The sequence below is a fragment of the Micromonospora sp. NPDC000121 genome, from assembly GCF_042899165.1.
Lineage (GTDB): Bacteria > Actinomycetota > Actinomycetes > Mycobacteriales > Micromonosporaceae > Micromonospora.
Genome location: NZ_JBIAZP010000020.1, coordinates 29,287 through 48,890, shown reverse-complemented (window position 1 = coordinate 48,890; position 19,604 = coordinate 29,287). Strand labels below are relative to the sequence as shown.

Below are 19,604 nucleotides of genomic sequence, written 5' to 3'. Positions count from 1 at the left end.
ACACCGGCCGGCTCCGGGCCCGTCAGGTCGGGCAGCTTTACCGTCCGTGACTGCGACGCCGCCCGGGCCGGCCACACCAACGGCCGCCGCAGGTCACCCACCAGGTCGAGGCCCTCGTACTCAGCACCTGCCCCGGCGACGTCCGCAACCCGGACCTGACCACCAACGAACCCGACAGACACGAACCAACCTCCGATCGAAAGGGGTGACCGGCGGCGCGTGGCCGGAGCGGCCGGTCAGCCGACGTGCCGCACTGCGGACGGCACGGTGTGACGCAGTGGTGAGCGACGGCGCGGAGCGCCGCCACCGCTCACGGGGGTGGCCGACCGGCGCCTCTCCGGAGCGGACCCGGTCGTGCCGTGGGTGTGCGATGGAAGGAATCGGCGAACCGGTGGTGCCAGACCCTATGGAGCCGGACGGAGGGGCGTACACCCCTAGGCGCGCGGTCGACCCCTATTGCCGTGTCCACTGAGGACCGTCGGATTTCGTGGATCCGCGCTGTATGGGCCTGGTCAGGTCGAAGAAACTCGTCCGCCCGCCCGATCGGACAGCCGCGGAAATCCTGCCGGAACCTCGTAAGAGCCCCTCGTCTCACCAGCCGGACGAGGATCATCCGGACGGATCACCGAGACCGCCATTCGTCAATGACCGCCATCCTTCGGTGTGAAGGGAATGGTCGACCAGGTCCGTCGTGTCAAGCCCTGACGGAGAACAGTCCGACCGGCGCGGACGGTCGAAGTATCACGGAGCGTAGTGCCGCAGGGCGTTCCCGCCCGTTGCCGGACGCGCCGAACGGTTACCCGGCGTACTGGATCGGCGCGGGGTGGGAGCGCCCGGCGGCGCGCGAAAAGGCGCTGCTAGTGCCGAATATTCCAGTGCTCGGAGTGGTCCGCAAATTGGTCATCGACACTGCGTTTCTTTTCCCCGGGGATGGCGAGAGTGGAGTGACGAGGGATTGTCACGCTCCGTTCCGCGGAGGTCCGAACCGCGATACCGTCGGCCCTCCGACTTGGCGTTGTCGGTGACGTAAAGGGCCGTTCGTACTCGGCCGACCGGCCCATCCACGGTCAATGTGCGATGACTAAGGTCGTCCATATCGCGAATTCTGTTCATGACGCAGTCGGTGACCCCCAAGCACACCGCCTGCTGGTGTGCACCGTGCCAACTCAGCGCTGACCACAAGCCAGCCGCTACCTGGCCGGTACAACGTCGAGCCGTCCGGCCGGTGCACGCGGCACGCCCGGCTCTCGCGGCCGAGCGGCCTCATCAGAACCGGGACGCCACGCATCCGCCCACGTCCTCCGCTGTTCGTGGTGGTGGTGCACCCGGACTTCGTGCCATCCCCGAGGCCCTTTGCGGGCCGGCATGTCAGGAGATCCAATGGATGGGCCTATCCAGGTGCAGGTGTTCGCCAACGACGGGGTGGTCCTGGCCCGACCACCCAGTCCGGTGGCGACCGCCGGCAGCCGTTATCTGGCCGGCGCGGGCGCCGGCCTGCACAACGGGCTGGACATGATCACCGGCCTTCACCTCACGCTGCCGCACCAGACGGCGGCCATCTGCAGCACCGGAGCCAGCGCGGACAAGGCGCTGCGCCTGATCAGCCGGTGCGGCCTCAAGACGCCGAGCGACCTGCGCGAGTTCCGGTCCGGCGACCAGGCGGTGCAGCTCGCCCGGGAGGCCGCCGAACGCGGCGAGTTGCTGGAGTTCCAGTTCCCGCCGCACGATCCGCAACTACGGGCGGCGCCCGCCCGGGTCCCGCCGGACCTGCTGGCCCGACTCAACAACAAGACCGTCCTGGAAACGCTGATCGCACCGGAGTACCTGCCCCGCCGGCAGGTCGCCACCCCCGCCGAGGTGCGGCGGATCGTGCGGCAGGACCGTCGACCGGCGGTCGTCAAACCGGCCGGTGCCGAGGTGTACAGCGGGATCGCGATCTTCACCAGACGGCTGCAGGACCGGTTGAACAGGTCGCTGTTCAACCAACTGGAGCAGGTGAGCGACCAGTGGATCGTCGAGGAGGAGGTTCCCTTCCGGACGGTGTGGGGGCTCCAGTTCGGCGTGACGGACAGCGGATCGGTGGAGTACTTCGGTGCGTCCGTACACCTGCCGCAGCCCACCTCGACGTGGATCGGTTGTGTGATGGACGACGAGCAACCGCCGGCGGAACTGATCCGGGCGCTGACCGCGGGGGTCCGGAAGGCGGCTGCTCTCGGCTACCGGGGATACTGCGCCTTCGATGCCGGCATCGGCCGGGACGGCGAACTGCGGGTCATCGACCCGAACTTCCGGGTCAGCGGGGCCACCTCGTCGTTGCTGCACCGCAGTTCGCTGCTGGGTCAGCACCCGTGCGCCATCACCACCTTCTTCTCGCTCGCGCCCGGGGTGGACGCCGAGCCGATCCTCGCGCCGTTCATCGATCGTGGGCAGCTCGTCGTCCTCATGCACTACGACCCGGCAGAGACGGACAACGGCCCGCATCCGGCGACCATCGTCGGCATGGTCGGCGGCGCGGACAGGTACGCCTGCGGCGTGCTGATCGCGCAGATCCAGCGAGCCCTGGGCAGGTGACCCGGCGCCCCGGGCCGCGCCGGCGGCGCGGCCCGGGGCGCCAACTCGCCGCGCTGCTCACATACCGGCGAGGGCGGTGCGGACGGCTGACTCCGGTACGTCGGTGACCAGGTCCGGGCCGGTCGGGCCGTCCAGCACGAAGGACAGCCCCGACGTCGCCTTCTTGTCCCGGCGCATCAGCGCGATCAGCTCGTCGTGGTCCACCCCGGCCGGCAGGGCGGTGTCGAGGCCGTAGTACGCCACCACCTCGTGGTGCTCGACCACCCGGCCCGCGTCGACCCGATCCAGGATCCCGGCCAGCCGGCCCGCGAACACGGTGCCGATGCCGACCGCCTCGCCGTGCCGGAGCCGGAAGTCGGTCGCGATCTCCAGCGCGTGCCCCAGGGTGTGGCCGTAGTTGAGGATGTGCCGCAGCCCGGCGTCGCGCTCGTCGGCGGCCACCACCCGGGCCTTCAGCGCCACGCACGCGGCGATCTGCTCGTCCACCGGCCGGTCGCGCAGGTCGCCCGCGCCGATGAAGTGCGCCCGGGCGATCTCCCCGTAGCCGTTGCGCCACTCCCGTTCGGGCAGCGTCGCCAGGTGTTCGGTGTCGCAGAGCACCGCGCGGGGCTGCCAGTACACGCCCACCAGGTTCTTGCCCTCCGGCAGGTTCACGGCCGTCTTCCCGCCGACGCTGGCGTCCACCTGGGCGAGCAGCGACGTCGGCAGGTGGATCACCGCGATGCCCCGGTGGTAGAGGCCGGCGGCCAGCCCGACGACGTCGGTGGTGGTGCCGCCGCCGCAGGACACCACCGCGTCGGTGCGGGTCAGCCCGAAGTCGGCGAAGGCCCGGCACAGCTGTTCCACCGTCGACAACGTCTTGTCGTGTTCGCCGTCGCGGGCCGGCACCACGACGTGCGGCACTCCCGGGTCCGGCGTCCACTCCGGCGGGCGGGCGGAGACCACCACGACCCGGCGGGCGCCGATCCGCGCGACCTCCGCCGGCAGCCGGTGGCGCACGCCGGGACCGATGAGCACCGGGTAGGCGCGCTCGCCGAGCGCCACCTCGATCCGGGCCGGCTCCACGGCGGGACTGTCGGTGCGGGTCGGGTGCATCAGGCTGCCACCTCCTGGGGGTGCAGGACGAGGGGCGGGGTCGGGTCGGGGGCGTCCCGGCCACCGCGGACCAGCCACAGTCGCAGTGCCATCGCCGCCAGCGAGTCCACCTCCGGCGCGATGCCCCACCGGTCGTGGGTGAGCTGGGCGTGGTGGGCCAGCAGGAAGCCGCGCGGCACCTCGGCGGGGCGGCCGACCACCTCGGCCACCCGGTGCAGGTAGCGCCGCCACGCGGCGGTGACCTCGCCGGTGAACGGCAGGTCGCCGGCCGCCAGCACGATCTTCTCCGCCTGCGCGTCGGCCTGCGTGACGAGGTCCCGGCGCTGCGCCCCGGTCAGCGACCAGCTCCGGTCCTGCCAGTGCAGGAAGAGGAAGGCCGGCCGGTCGGCCGCCGGCACCAGCCCGGTCAGGTGCCGCAGGTGCGCCACTGCGAGGGGCAGCTCGAGGCCGGCCAGCCAGGGCCCGTCGCCGCCGAGCAGGGCCAGCGCCAGGTCGCTGCCCGCGTGCGCGAGCGGCCCGCCGCGGGCGGCGTCGCGGATCGCGTACGGGTCGGCGGAGAAGGGCACGGCCGGGTCGTACGTGAGCAGGCCCCGGCGTACGGCGTCGAGCGCGGGCGGCAGCGCGTGGAAGCCGAGCCTCAGGCCCGTGCCCAGCCGGTCGAAGAACCAGTCCGACTCGGGGTCGGCGCCGCGGGCGTCGGCGACCAGCCCGGCCAGCACGGTGCCGACCAGCTCGGCCGCCCGCGCGTCCGGGCACCCGCCGGCCGGCACGGCGAGGCGGGCGAACAACCAGGAGCGTTCCAAGGGTGGCACCTCGACTGACGGCGGGCAGAGCGCGGGCGCGACGGCCGGTCTGCGGGGGGTCGGCCCCATCATCGGCCTGCGACGCGTCCCGTCGGCAGGTCGCCGGCCGGAATTGGGGACGACTTAGGGGGTGACAGGGGTAGGTCGCCGCCACGCTGCTCGGAAGACTTGTGCCGTTGTACGGCGAGCGAGGTCTACGCCGCGATGAGGAGTCTCGCCGACGGACGGATGGTGACATGCTTCGGAGCGATCTGGTCCAGCCGTTGCCCGATCTGCTCAGGGCCCACGCCGCGAGGCTCGGGAACAAGGTCGCCTTCCGCGACGAGGGCCGCGCGGTCGGGTACGCCGACCTGGAGGCGCGTACGCGGCGGCTCGCCGGCCACCTGGCGGCGGCGGGCGTCGGGCGGGGCGAGCGGGTGGCGATGTGCCTCGGCAACCGCGTGGAGACGGTGGAGACGTGGCTCGCGGTCACCCGGGCCGCCGCGGTGGGCGTACCGCTGAACCCGCACAGCACCGACGCCGAGCTGGCGCACCTGCTGGACGACTCCGGGGCGGTGCTCGTCGTCACCGACCCGGCGCACCTGGACCGGCTGCTGCGGCTGCGGGCCGACCGGCCGGGCCTGCGCCTCTGGGTCGTCGGGGACGACCCCGCGGCCGAGGGCGTCACCGCGTTCCGCGACCTGGCCGACGCGGAGCCGGCCGTCGCCGCCCGCGACGACCTGGGCCTCGACGAGGTCGCCTGGATGCTCTACACCTCCGGCACCACCGGCGAGCCGAAGGGCGTGCTCTCCACCCAGCGCACCTGCCTGTGGTCGGTGGCGTCCTGCTACGTGCCGGTGCCCGGCCTCACCGACGCCGACCGGGTGGTCTGGCCGCTGCCGCTGTTCCACAGCCTGTCCCACATCGGGTGCGTGCTCAGCGTGACCGCGGTGGGCGCCACCGCCCGGCTCGTCGACGGTTTCTCCGCCGACGACGTGCTGCGCGCCGTCGCCGAGGACGAGGCCACCGTGCTGGCCGGGGTGCCCGCGATGTACCACCACCTGGTGGCCGCCGCCCGGGAGACCGGCTTCCGGGCCCCGGCCCTGCGGGTGTGCCTGGTCGGCGGGGCGATCACCACCGGGGCGCTGCGCCGCGCGTTCCACGAGGTCTTCGACGCGCCGCTGCTCGACGCGTACGGCAGCACGGAGACCTGCGGCTCGATCGCCATCACCCGGCCCGACCGGCCCCGCGTCGAGGGCTCGTGCGGGCAGCCGGTGGACGGCGTCGAGGTGCGGTTGGTCAGCCCCGAGACCGGGCTCGACGTCCCGGTCGGCGCCGAGGGCGAGGTCTGGGTACGCGGCCCGAGTGTCATGCTCGGCTACCACGGCCTTCCGGAGGTCACCGCCGCCGCGTTGCGCGACGGCTGGTACCGCACCGGCGACCTGGCCCGCTTCGACGTCGACGGCAACCTGTTCGTCACCGGCCGGCACCGGGAACTGATCATCCGGGGCGGGGAGAAGATCCACCCGTCCGAGGTGGAGGACGCGCTGCGCGCGGTGCCCGGCGTCGCCGACGTGGCGGTGACCGGCCGGCCGCACGACGTGCTCGGCGAGATGCCGGTGGCGTTCGTCGTCCCCGGCCCGGACGGCTTCGACCCGCGGGCCGCGTACGCGGTCTGCCGGGAGCGGCTCGCGTACCACAAGGTGCCCGAGGAGCTGTACGAGATCGGGGCCGTGCCCCGGACCGCGTCGGGCAAGGTGACCCGGCGGCTGCTGCTGGAACGGCCCGCCCGGCTGCGCGCCGTCAACGGCAGCCACCACGAGGCGCTGAGCCGGATCGTGTGGCGACCGCTGGACCTGACCGCCGCGCCGTCGGCCGGGGCCGAGGCTGACGGAGGCCCGGCCCCGCGCTGGGCGGTGGTGGGCACGGACGGCGAGGAGTCGGCCGCCGCGCTGCGCGCCGCCGGGGCGGTGGTGCGGACGTACCCCGACCTGGCCGCGCTGGCCGCGGAGGCGGACCGGCCCGACGTGACCGTGCTGGCGGTCGGGCACGACGGGGACGCGGCGGGCCTCGCCGACGCGGCGCGGGGCTGGCTGGACGACGAGCGGTCCGCCGGCGGCCGGCTGGTGCTGCTGACCACCGGGGCCGTGGACGCGGCCACCCCGGACCGCGCCGACGCCCCCGACCTCGTCCCGCCGGCCGTCGTGGCCTGGGCGGTGGGCCGCTGCCTGCTGGCCGCGTACCCGGATCGGGTGGTGCTGGTCGACCGCGACGGCGACCGGTCCCTCGGCCTGCTGCCGACCGCCGTGGATGCCGGCGCCGGGCAGGTCGCCCTCCGCGCCGGCGCCGCCCGGCACCCGGTCCTCGCACCGGCCCCCGCCGGCCCGCCCGCGCGGCCGGCGACGGTCGTCGACCCGGCCGGTGTCGCCCTGGTGACCGGCGCCGACGCGGCGACCGGGGCGGCCGTCGCGCGGCACCTGGTCGGCGCGCACGGCGCCCGTCAGGTGCGACTGGTCCGCACGGACCCGACGGCCGGCCTCGACGACCTGATCGCGGACCTGGTCGCGGCCGGCGCCGAGACCACCGCGCTCCGCGCCGGGCGGGCCGTGGGCGACGACGCGCCGCTCGACGCGGTGTTCCTCTGCCCGTCGGACGACGATCTCGCCGACGACGACGCCGTCGCCCGGCTGCTCGCCCTCGCCGAGGCGCTGGACGCCCGGACCCGGCACGCCGCCGCGACGGCGTTCACCGTCGTCGCCCCGGCGGCCCTGCTGCGCGGCGCCGCCGGCCGGGAGCGGGCGGCGGCGGCCGTCGCCGCCCTGCACACGCTGGTCGCCCGCCGTCGCGCGGCGGGCCTGCCCGCCCGGCTGGTCGGCACGACCGGCGGGCTGGGCCCGGCGGCCGGACCCGACGAATCGGTGTCGGGCGGGCCGGGCCAGGCGGCCGTCCGCGCCGACCTCGCCGCGTTCGACGTGGCCCACGACGGGGACGACCTCGTCGTGCTCGCCGGCCCGGCCAACCCCGCGCACCCCGCCTGGCGCGCGCCCGCCGGAACCGGCCCCGCCGACGCGGCCGACGCCGCCGAGCTGCGCCGCCGGCTGGCCGCGCTGACCACCGCCGAGGGCGACCGACTGCTGCTCGACCTGGTCCGCGCCGCCACCGCCGAGGTCGCCGGCCTGCCCGGCCCGGCGGCCGTCCGCCCGGCCCGCGCGTTCAAGGAACTCGGCTTCACCTCCGTCGCCGCCGTCGCGCTGCGCGACCGGTTGGCCCGCGCCACCGGGGTACGGCTCTCCGCGACGGCCGCGTTCGACCACCCGAGCCCCGACGCCCTCGCCCGACACCTCGCCGCCCGGCTGCGCGGCGCCGCCCCGGAGCCGGTGACCGCCCCGGACGGGCCGGCCCGGTCCGCCGCCGCCGACGACGACCCGATCGTCATCGTGGCCATGGCCTGCCGGCTGCCCGGCGGGGTCGCCTCGCCCGAGGAGCTGTGGGACCTCGTCGACTCGGGGCGGGAGGGGCTGACCGGGTTCCCCACCGACCGGGGCTGGGACCTGGCACACCTGTTCTCCGACGACCCCGACCAGCCCGGCACCTCGTACGTGCGGGTGGGCGGGTTCCTGCCCGACGCGGCGGACTTCGACGCCACCCTGTTCGCGATCAGCCCCCGCGAGGCGCTGGCCATGGACCCGCAGCAGCGGCTGCTGCTGGAGACGTCCTGGGAGCTGTTCGAGCGGGCCGGCATCGACCCGACCTCGCTGCGCGGCAGCGCCACCGGCGTGTTCGCGGGCGTCATGCACCACGACTACGCGGCGAACCTGCGCCAGGCCCCGCCCGGCACCGAGGGCTACCTCGGCGTGGGCACCGCCGGCAGCGTCGTCTCCGGGCGGGTCGCGTACGCGCTCGGCCTGGAGGGGCCCGCGGTCACCGTCGACACCGCCTGCTCGTCGTCGCTGGTGTCGCTGCACCTGGCCGCCCAGGCGCTGCGCGCCGGGGACTGCTCCCTCGCCGTGGCCGGCGGTGTCGCGATCATGGGTACGCCGCAGGCGTTCGTCGAGTTCAGCCGACAGCGCGGGCTGGCACCGGACGGCCGGTGCAAGGCGTTCGCCGAGGGCGCCGACGGCACAGGCTGGTCCGAGGGCGTCGCCCTGCTGCTGCTGGAACGCCTGTCTGACGCCCGCCGCCACGGGCACCCCGTCCTCGCGGTGGTGCGGGGCAGCGCGGTCAACCAGGACGGCGCGTCCAACGGGCTCACCGCCCCCAACGGGCCGGCCCAGGAGCGCGTCGTCCGCCGGGCGCTGGCCGCCGCCGGGCTCACCGCCGCCGACGTGGACGCCGTCGAGGCGCACGGCACCGGCACGAGGCTCGGCGACCCGATCGAGGCGCAGGCGCTGCTCGCCACGTACGGGCAGGGCCGTGGCGGGGCGGAGCCGCTGCGGCTAAGCTCGCTGAAGTCCAACCTCGGCCACACCCAGGCCGCCGCCGGGGCCGCCGGGGTGATCAAGATGGTGCTCGCCATGCGGCACGGGACGCTGCCCCGCACCCTGCACGTCGACGCCCCGACGTCCGAGGTGGACTGGTCGGCGGGCGGCGTCGAACTGCTCACCGAGGCCTTGCCGTGGCCCCGGACCGGCCGGCCCCGCCGCGCCGGAATCTCGTCGTTCGGCATCAGCGGCACCAACGCCCACGTCATCGTCGAGGCGGCCCCCGAGGACCACGCCGAGGCGCCCGTCCCGGCCGAGGTCGGCACCGGCGCCGGCCGCGCCGCCGACAACGCGTCGCAAGCCGACCCCGCCACCGGCCCGGAGACCCGGCCGCACGTGCCGTGGCCGCTCTCCGCCGCCACCGGCGAGGCGCTGCGCGACCAGGCCGCCCGCCTGCTCGCCTGGCTCGACGGGCCCGGGGCGGACGCCGACCCGGCCGACGTCGGCCACGCGCTGGCCACCACCCGCGCCGCCCTGGAGCACCGGGCCGTGGTGCTGGCCGGCGACCCGGCCGCCGCCCGGGCCGGCCTGACCGCCCTCACCCGGGGCGAGCCGGACCCCGACAGCGCGACCGTGCTGGCCGGCCGGGTGGTCGACGGACAGCTCGGCCTGCTCTTCGGCGGGCAGGGCGGCCAGCGCCCCGGCATGGGCCGCGCGCTGCACGCCGCGCACCCCGTCTTCGCCGACGCCTTCGACGCCGCCTGCGCCGAACTCGACCGCTGCCTCGCCGGCCACACCCCGCACCGGATCGCGGACGTCGTGTTCGCGCCGGAGGGGAGCGAGTTGGCCGACCGGCTCGACCAGACCCTGTACACCCAGCCCGGCCTGTTCGCGTTCGAGGTGGCGCTGTACCGGCTGCTGGAGTCCTGGGGCGTACGCCCCGACGCCGTGGGTGGGCACTCCGTCGGCGAGCTGGCCGCCGCGCACGTCGCCGGGGTGTTCTCCCTCGCCGACGCGGCGGCCCTGGTCGCCGCGCGCGCCCGGCTCATGCAGGCGCTCCCCGAGGGGGGCGCGATGGTCGCCGTCGAGGCCGACGAGGCCGAGGTGACCGGCCACCTGACCGACCGGGTGGGCCTGGCCGCCGTCAACGGCCCGACCAGCGTCGTCCTCTCCGGCGACACGGACGCCGTGCTGGCCGTCGCGGCCACCCTGCGCGCCGCCGGCCGGCGGACCAGCCGGCTACGGGTCTCGCACGCGTTCCACTCGCCGCGCATGGAGCCGATGCTCGACGAGTTCCGCGCCGTCGCGGCCGGCCTCACGTACCGCACCCCGCACCTGCCGATCGTGTCCAACCTGACCGGCGAGCCGGTCGACCCGGCCCGGCTCTGCTCGCCCGAGTACTGGGTGGAGCACGTCCGGGGCACCGTCCGCTTCCTCGACGGGGTACGCGCCCTGCGCCGCCAGGGGGTCACCACGTTCCTGGAGGTCGGCCCGGCCGGCGTGCTCACCGCGATGGCCCAGGACTGCCTGGCCGCCGAGGCCGACGACCTGGCGTTCGTGCCCGCCGTGCGCGGCGTCGACGGCGAACCCGACGCGCTGCTCGCCGCCGTGGCGCGGCTGCACGTGCGGGGCGTCGCCGTGGACCTGGCCGCCCTGGCCGGCCCCGGCCCGCACCGTCGCGTCGACCTGCCCACGTACGCGTTCCAGCGCCGGCACTACTGGCTGCCGTACTCGGCGGTGGCCGGCGGGCCCGCCGACGTCGGGCTGGCCGACGCCGGGCACCCGCTGCTCGGCGCGGTGCTGCCGGTCGCCGGCACCGGGCAGGTCGTCTGCACCGGCCGGGTCGCCGCGGCCACCCACCCGTGGCTGGCCCCGCCGGCCGACGGCACGCCGCCGCTGCTGCCCGCCACCGCCCTGCTCGACGTGCTCACCCACCTCGGCGGGCTCCTCGACGCCCCGACCGTGGAGCGGCTGACCGTCCCCGCGCCGGTGCCGCTGCCCGCCGGGCTGGCCGTGGACGTGCAGGTCACCGTCGACGGGCCGGACGAGCACCTGCGCCGGCTGGCCCGCTGCCACGTCCGGGCCGGCGACGACCAGCCCTGGCGGGAGGTGGCCGAGGCGGTGCTCGCCCCCGCCGACCCGCAGTCCGCCCCGGCGCTGTCGCACGCCGAGCCGGCCCTTTCGCCCGCCGGGCCGGCCGTCGCGCAGGCCGCCCCGGCCGGCGCCCCCTGGCCGCCCGCCGGGGCGCGCCCCGTGGACCTCGGCACGCCGCAGCGCCGGGCGCTGGCCGGCGAGCTGGCCCGGGCCGCGTGGGTCGCCGGAGACCGGCTGTACGTGGACGTACGCCTGCCGGAGGACGCCCGCGACGCCGACGCCGAGCGGTACGGCGTACACCCGCTGGTGCTGGACGCTGCCCTGCGACTGCTGCCGCTCGCCGACTTCCCGACCGCCGGCGCGACCGTCGCGCCCACCGACTGGGCGGGCGTCCGGGCCCACGCCGTCGGCGCGCACGCCCTGCGGGTGTGCCTCGCCCCCGCCGGGGCGGACGCGGTCGCGCTCAGCGCCGTCGACGACGCCGGCGCGCCCGTGCTGGACGCGGACCGGGTGGTGCTGCGGGCGGTCGACCTGCCACTTGCCGAGGCCCCGGCCGCCGCCCCGGCACCCGCCGGCCTGTACGCCGTCGACTGGCTGCCCCCCACCACCCCGCCCGCGCCGGTGCCCGCCTGGACCCTCGCGGACGGCACGCCCCCGGCCGGGCCGCTGCCGCCGCTGCTGGTGCTGCGGGTCGGCGACGGCGACCCCGCGCATTCCGTGCCCGAACGCGCGCACGCCGTCGGGCTGGACGTCCTCGGCGTGCTCCAGCGCTGGCTCGACGACCCCCGCGCGGAGACCACCCGGCTGGCCCTCGCCGTGCGCGACGGCGACCCCGTGCACGCCCCGGTCGCCGGGCTGGTCCGGGTCGCCCAGGCCGAACACCCCGACCGGTTCCTCCTGCTCACCCTCGACGCGGGCGACGACGCGGCCGTCCGCGCGGCCCTGGCCGCCGGCCCCGACGAGCCGGAGGTGGCCGTCCGCGACGGCCGCGCGCTGCTGCCCCGGCTCCGCCCGGTCGACCACCCCGCCGCGCCCCCCGGCCCGGCGGCGCCGCGCGCCGAGGCCGGTGCCGCCCCCGCCGCACCGCACCCGGCCCTCGCGGGCGGCACCGTGCTGGTCACCGGCGGCACGGGCGGCGTCGGCCGGCACGTCGCCACCCACCTCGCCCGCGCGCACGGCGTCGCCGAGCTGGTGCTGCTCAGCCGCACCGCGCAGCCCGCCGACTGGATGACCGAGCTGACCGACGCCGGGGTCGCCGTCCGGCTGGTCGCCGCCGACGTCGCCGACCGGGCCGCCCTCGAAGCGGTCGTCGCCCCGCTGGCCGACCGGCTGGTCGCCGTCGTGCACGCCGCCGGGGCCACCGACGACGCGATGCTCACCGGCCTCGACGCGGCCCGCTGGGAGCGGACCCTGCGGGCCAAGGTGCACGGCGCGTGGCACCTGCACGAGCTGACCGCCGGCCTCGACCTCGCCGCGTTCGTGCTGTTCTCCTCGGCCGCCGCCGTCTTCGGCAGCCCCGGCCAGGGCAACTACGCGGCCGGCAACGCCTTCCTCGACGCGCTTGCCGCACACCGCCGCGCCGCCGGCCTGCCGGCCACCGCCCTCGCGTGGGGCCTGTGGGCGGAGGAGGACGGCATGGCCGGCCGGCTCAGCCCGGCCGACCTGGCCCGCCTCGCCCGGGGCGGAACCCGTCCCCTCGACACCGCCGCCGGCCTGGCCCTGTTCGACACCGCGCTGCACGCCGACCGGCCCGCCGTCGTGCCGATCGGGCTGGACCTGGCCGCCGTCCGGGCCGCCGGGGAGGCGCCCGCCCTGCTGCGGGCGTTGCTGCCCCCGCCGCCGCGCCGGGCCGTCAACCACGCGGAGACCGCCGCGTCCGGGTCCGGGTTCGCCGACCGGCTGGCCGGGCTGGCCGAGCCCGAGCGCGCCGCCCTGCTGCTGGACCTGGTCCGCACCCGGTGCGCCACCGTCGTCGGGCACGCCGGACCCGAGCAGGTCGAACCCCGCCGCCCGTTCAAGGAACTCGGCTTCGACTCCCTCATGGCGGTCGAGCTGAGCAACCGGCTCTCCGCCGCCACCGGCGTCCGGCTCGCGCCGCACGCCGTGTTCAACCACCCCACCGCGGAGGCGCTGGCCGCCCACCTGCACGCCCGGCTGCTCGGCACCGCCGCCACGGAGGTCGCCGACGCGACCACCGTGGCCCTGGACGAGCCGGTCGCCGTCGTCGCCATGGCCTGCCGGTTCCCCGGCGGCATCGGTTCCCCCGAGGAGCTGTGGCGGCTGCTCGACGCCGGTGGCGACGTCGTCGGCGACCTGCCCACCGACCGGGGTTGGCCGCTCGCCGACCTGTACGACCCCGTGCCCGGCACGCCCGGGAAGACGTACGTGCGGGCGGGCGGGTTCCTGACCGGGATCGCCGACTTCGACGCCGAGTTCTTCGGCATCAGCCCCCGCGAGGCGCTGGCCATGGACCCGCAGCACCGGCTGCTGCTGGAGACCTCCTGGGAGGCCCTGGAGCGGGCCGGCATCGACCCGGGCGCGCTGCGCGGCAGTCGCACCGGCGTCTTCGCCGGCACCCACGGCCAGGACTACGCCGACCAGATCGCCCCCGGCGTACCCTCCGACGACGGGGAGGTCACCGCCGACGAGGGGCACCTGCTCACCGGCACGGCCGGCAGCGTCCTGTCCGGCCGCGTCGCGTACGCCCTCGGGCTGGAGGGGCCCGCCGTCACGGTGGACACCGCCTGCTCGGCGTCCCTCGTCGCGCTGCACCTGGCCGTCCAGGCGCTGCGCCAGGGGGACTGCGACCTGGCCCTGGCCGGCGGCGTGTCCGTGCTGTCCAGCCCCGCCGGGCTGACCGGGTTCAGCCGCCAGCGCGGCCTCGCCGCCGACGGCCGGTGCAAGGCGTTCGCGGAGGAGGCCGACGGGTTCGGCATGTCCGAGGGTGTCGGGATGCTCGTCGTGGAACGGCTCTCCGACGCCCGCCGCCGGGGCCACCCCGTCCTCGCCGTGGTGCGCGGCAGCGCCGTGAACCAGGACGGCGCGTCCAACGGGCTGACCGCCCCGAACGGGCCCTCCCAGGAGCGGGTGATCCGCGCCGCGCTCGGTGCCGCCCGGCTCACCCCCGCCGACGTCGACGTGGTCGAGGCGCACGGCACCGGCACCCCGCTCGGCGACCCGATCGAGGCCGAGGCGATCCTCGCCACGTACGGCCAGCGCCCCGCCGACGCCCCGCCGGTGCTGCTCGGCTCCGTCAAGTCCAACCTCGGGCACACGCAGGCCGCGGCCGGCGTCGCCGGCGTGATCAAGATGGTGCTCGCCATGCGGCACGGCGTCCTGCCCCGCACCCTGCACGCCGCGCGGCGCACCTCCCGGGTCGACTGGGACGCCGGGTCGGTCGACCTGCTCACCGAGGCCCGGCCGTGGCCCCACGCGGACCGGCCGGCGCGGGCCGGCGTGTCGTCGTTCGGCATCAGCGGCACCAACGCCCACGTCATCGTCGAGGCCGCCCCGGTCGACGAGCCGCCCGCCGAGCCCACCCCGGTCGACGAGCCCACCGCCGAGCCCGCCGCGCTGCCGTGGCTGCTGTCGGCGCGTACCCCGGAGGCGCTGGCCGGGCAGGCCCGGCGGCTGCGCGCCCACCTCGCCGCGCATCCCGACCAGCGCCGGATCGACGTGGCCTGGTCACTGGCCACCACCCGGGCCGCGTTCGACGCCCGGGCCGTGCTCGTCGGCGCCGACCCCGAACGGATCGCCGCCGCCCTCGACGCACTCGCCGAGGGCCGGCCGGCCCCCGAACTGGTACGCGGCGACGCCGGCCCGGCCGGCCGGTGCGTGTTCGTCTTCCCCGGCCAGGGCTCCCAGTGGCTCGGCATGGGGCTGGACCTGCTCGACCAGGCCCCCGTGTTCGCCGAGCGGATGGCCGCCTGCGACGCCGCGCTGCGGCCGTACCTGAACTGGTCGCTGCTGGACGTGCTGCGCCAGACCCCCGGCGCGCCGAGCCTCGACCAGGTCGACGTGGTGCAGCCCGCCCTGTTCGCCATGATGGTGTCGCTGGCCGAGCTGTGGCGCTCCTACGGCGTGCAGCCGGCCGCCGTGGTCGGCCACTCGCAGGGCGAGATCGCCGCCGCCTGCGTCGCCGGGATCCTCTCCCTGCCCGACGCCGCCCGGGTCGTGGCGCTGCGCAGCCGCGCCATCCGGGCCCTCGCCGGGCACGGGGCGATGGCCTCCGTCGCGCTGCCCGCCGACGTGGTCCGCGAGCGGATCGCCCCGTACGGGGACCGGATCGCCGTGGCCGCCGTCAACGGCCCCGCCGCCGTGGTGGTCTCCGGCGGGGAGGCCGCCGTCGAGGAACTGCTCGCGAGCCTGGCCGCCGAGAACGTCCGGATACGCCGCATCGCCGTCGACTACGCCTCCCACTCCGCGCACGTCGAACGCATCCGCGACGAGCTGGCCGACGCCCTCGCCGGCATCACCCCCGGCCCGGCCGCCGTGCCGATGTTCTCCACCACCGACCTGCGCTGGGTCGACGGCACCGCGCTGGGCCCCGACTACTGGTACCGCAACCTGCGCCAGCCCGTCGAGCTGGAACGGGCCGTCCGCACGCTGGCCGAGCAGGGCCACGCCACGTACGTCGAGTGCAGCCCCCATCCGGTGCTCACCGTCGGCATCGAGGAGACCCTCGCCGAGCACGACACCGTCGTGGTCGGCTCGGTGCAGCGCGACCAGGGCGACCGGGCCCGGTTCCTGCTCTCCCTGGCGCAGCTGCACGTGGCCGGGGTGCCGGTGGACTGGCGGCCGGCCCTGGCCGGCGGGCGCCGCGTCGACCTGCCCACGTACGCGTTCGCCCACCGCCGCTACTGGCCCCGCCCGGTCGGCGGCCCCGGCGACGTGGGCGCCGCCGGCCTCGACGCCGCCGGGCATCCGCTGCTCGGCGCGTCCGTGGCCCTCGCCGAGGCGAAGGGTCACCTGCTCACCGGCCGGCTCTCCGTCGCCGCCCAGTCGTGGCTGGCCGACCACCGGGTCATGGAGACCGTGCTCGTGCCCGGCACCGGCCTGGTCGAGCTGTGCCTGCGCGCCGGCGACGAGGTCGGCTGCCCCGTCCTCGACGAGCTGGTCATCGAGACGCCGCTCGCCCTGCCCGGCGACGGGGCCACCCAGGTGCAGGTGGCCGTGGGCCCGGCCGGCGACGACGGCCGCCGCCCGGTGACCCTGCACTCCCGGCCCGCCGACGGCCCGGCCGACGCGCCGTGGACCCGGCACGCCTCCGCCACCCTGTCCACCGCCGACTCGCCGCCCCCGCCCGCGGACCTCGCCGCCTGGCCGCCGCCGCACGCCCGCGTCGTCGACCTGACCGGCTTCTACGCCGGGCTCGCCGCCGACGGGTACGCGTACGGGCCCGCGTTCCAGGGGCTGCGCGCCGTGTGGGCCAGCGGCGACGAGGTGTATGCCGAGGTGGAGCTGCCCCCGGCCGAGCGGTCCGACGCCGCCCGGTACGGGCTGCACCCGGCCCTGCTCGACGCCGCCCTGCACGCCGCGCACTTCGGCGGCATCGCCGACGCCGGGGCGGGCCGGCTGCTGCTGCCGTTCGCCTGGAACGGCGTCACCCTGCACGCCGCGGGCGCCACCGCGCTGCGCGTCCGCGTCACCCGGGTCGCGCCGCACGCCATCGCCCTGACCGTCGCCGACGCGGCCGGCGAGCCGGTCGCCGAGGTGGCGTCCCTGGCCATGCGCCCGATCTCCCGCGCCGAACTCGGCGCCGAGGACGCCAGCGTCCGCGACGCCCTGTTCCGCCTCGACTGGCAGCCGCTGGCCGCCCCGGAGCCGGCGGGACCGGCCCGGGTCGTGGCGCTCGGCCCGGCCGTGGCGGGGCTCCACCACCACCCCGACCTGGCCGCCCTGGCCCGCGCGGTCGACGACGGCGCGCCCCCGCCGGACGCCGTCGTCGCCCCGCTCGGCGGTGCCCACCCCGCGCCGAACGGGCCGGACCCGGCGGGCGCCGACCGGGCCCGCGGCGTCGCTGCCGAGGCGCTCGCCCTCGTCCAGGGCTGGCTCGCCGACCCCCGCTGGGCGGAAATCCCACTGGTCCTGCTCACCCGGGGCGCGGTCGGCGTGCACAGCCCCGCCGAGGTGACCGACCCGGACGCGGCGACCGCCTGGGGTCTGGTGCGCTCCGCGCAGTCCGAGCACCCCGACCGCTTCGTCCTGCTCGACGCCGACGTCGAGCCCACCGCCGCCGACCTCGCCGCCGTCCTCGCCGCCGGGGAGCCCCAGGTGGCGCTGCGCGGCGGAGCCCCGTACGCTCCCCGGCTGACCCGCCGCGCCGAGGCGTCGACGCTCACCCCGCCGGCCGGCGCGGACGCCTGGCGGCTGGACGTGCCGACGCGCGGCAGCCTCGAGAACCTCGCCCTCGTCGCCACCGATGCCGCCGACGCGCCGCTCGGCCCGCTGGAGGTGCGGGTGCGGGTACGCGCCGCCGGCCTCAACTTCCGCGACGTGCTCAACGCGCTCGGCCTCTACCCGGGCGACCCCGGTCCGCCCGGCGGCGAGGCCGCCGGCGTGGTCACCGAGGTCGGCGCGGCCGTCACCGACCTGCGCCCCGGCGACCCGGTGCTCGGCGTCTTCGTCGGCTGCTTCGGCCCGGTCGCGGTCACCGACCGCCGGCTGCTCGTGCCGGTGCCCGCCGGCTGGACGTTCGCGCAGGCCGCCTCGGTGCCGGTGGTGTTCCTCACCGCGTACCACGGGCTGGTCAACCTGGCCCGGCTGCGGGCCGGCGAGTCCGTGCTGGTGCACGCCGCGGCCGGCGGCGTCGGCATGGCGGCCGTCCAACTCGCCCGCCACCTCGGCGCCGACGTGTACGCCACCGCCAGCCCCGGCAAGTGGCCCACCCTGCGGGCCATGGGCGTCCCCGACGACCACCTCGCCTCGTCCCGCACCCTCGACTTCGAGACGGCGTTCCTCGCCGCCACCGACGGACGCGGCGTCGACGTCGTGCTCGACTCCCTCGCCCGGGAGTTCGTCGACGCGTCGCTGCGGCTGCTGCCCCGCGGCGGCCGGTTCGTCGAGATGGGCAAGACCGACCTGCGCGACCCCAACCAGGTCGCCGCCGACCACCCCGGCGTCGCCTACCAGGCGTACGACCTGACGACCGTCGACCCCGACGAGATCCAGCGCATGCTCGTCGAGCTGATGGGCCTGTTCGCGGCCGGGACGCTCACCCCGCTGCCGGTACGCGCCTGGGACGTCCGTCAGGCGCCCGACGCCTTCCGGTACGTCAGCCAGGCCCGGCACGTCGGCAAGGTCGTGCTCACCATGCCGGCCCACTGGCAACCCGACGGCACCGTCCTCGTCACCGGCGGCACCGGCCTGCTCGGCGGGCTCGTCGCCCGCCGCCTGGTCACTCGGCACGGCGTGCGCCACCTCCTGCTCGCCAGCCGTGGCGGCCCGGACGCCCCCGGCGCGGCCGAGCTGACCCGGGAGCTGACCGCGCTCGGCGCCGCCGTCACCGTGGCCGCCGCCGACGTCGCCGACCGCGACGCCGTGGCCCGGCTGGTCGCCGCCGTGCCGGCCGAGCACCCGCTCACCGCCGTGGTGCACCTCGCCGGCGTCCTCGACGACGGCGTGGTCACCGCGCTCACCCCGGAGCGGATCGACACCGTGTTCCGGCCCAAGGTGGACGCCGCCCGGCACCTCGACGAGGCGACCCGCCACCTCGACCTGGCCGCGTTCGTGCTGTTCTCCTCCGGCGCCGGCGTGTTCGGCGTACCCGGGCAGGGCAACTACGCCGCCGCCAACGCGTACCTGGACGCGCTCGCCCACGCCCGGCGCGGCGCCGGCCTGCCCGCCCAGTCGTACGCGTGGGGCCTGTGGGAGCAGGCCAGCGCGATGACCGCCAAGCTGGACCGCACCGACCCCCGGATCACCGCCCGGGACGGCCAGCTCGCCATCCCCTCCGACCTCGGGATGGCCCTGTTCGACGCCGGGCTGGCCGCGCCCGAGGCGCACCTGGTGCCCACCCGGGTCGACGTGGCCGCCCTCGCCGACCGGGCCGCCGTACCCGCGCTCATGCGTGGCCTGGTGCGGCGCGAACGCCCCCGCGCCCGGTCGGCGGCGACCGGCGGCGGCCGGGACCTCGCCGGCCAGCTCCGGGCGCTCACCGCCGCCGAACAGTCGACCCTGCTGCTCGACCTGGTACGCGCCGAGGCGGCCACCGTGCTCGGCCACGCCAGCCCGGACGCCGTCAAGCCCGGCCAGGCGTTCAACGAGATCGGCTTCGACTCGCTGACCGCCGTCGAGCTGCGCAACCGGCTCGCCGAGGTCACCGGCCACCGGCTGCCCGCGACGGTGATCTTCGACTATCCGGACCCGACCGCGCTGGCCGGCCACCTGCGCGCCCAGCTCGTCCCCGACGGCGGCGAGGCGGTCCCGGCGGTCCTCACCGAGCTGGAGAGCCTGGAGCGGGCGCTCACGGAGGCGGTGGTCGAGCCGGAGCTGCACACCCAGGTCGCCGCCCGGCTGGAGGTGCTGGTCGCCAAGTGGCGCACGATGCGCGGCGCGTCCGCCAGCGACGACGACCTCGACCTCGACGACGCCAGCGACGACGAGATCTTCAGCCTGATCGACCAGGAGCTCGGGCTCTGAC

Annotated in this window: 5 protein-coding genes; 2 read left to right on the top strand and 3 right to left on the bottom strand. The window is 77.0% G+C overall.

The features are described from left to right. A partial coding sequence (locus tag ACFY23_RS31360; RefSeq protein WP_350687394.1) for a hypothetical protein occupies positions 1-182 on the bottom strand: 182 nt, incomplete at its 3' end. Positions 183-1,380: 1,198 nt separating this feature from the next. Between ACFY23_RS31360 and ACFY23_RS31355 the strand changes: the two genes are divergently transcribed. Beyond that, positions 1,381-2,571: an ATP-grasp domain-containing protein gene (locus ACFY23_RS31355; protein WP_350687396.1), complete on the top strand. Its 1,191-nt coding sequence runs from the start codon at positions 1,381-1,383 to the stop codon at positions 2,569-2,571. Positions 2,572-2,628: 57 nt separating this feature from the next. Here ACFY23_RS31355 and ACFY23_RS31350 read toward each other — a convergent pair whose 3' ends face one another. Continuing rightward, entirely contained in the window at positions 2,629-3,666 is a 1,038-nt protein-coding gene (locus ACFY23_RS31350; RefSeq protein ID WP_350687150.1) for a 3-dehydroquinate synthase family protein, read from the bottom strand. Beyond that, positions 3,666-4,478, bottom strand: a complete 813-nt coding sequence (locus ACFY23_RS31345) for a hypothetical protein (RefSeq protein ID WP_350687149.1) — start codon at positions 4,476-4,478, stop codon at positions 3,666-3,668. The genes ACFY23_RS31350 and ACFY23_RS31345 overlap by 1 nt, the downstream gene beginning before the upstream one ends. Before the next feature lie 227 nt (positions 4,479-4,705). On the opposite strand from ACFY23_RS31345, the gene ACFY23_RS31340 reads away from it, so the two are divergent. Further along, positions 4,706-19,603, top strand: coding sequence for an SDR family NAD(P)-dependent oxidoreductase (locus tag ACFY23_RS31340; protein WP_387039079.1), 14,898 nt, complete (start codon positions 4,706-4,708; stop codon positions 19,601-19,603). The last annotated feature ends 1 nt before the right edge of the window (position 19,604 follow it).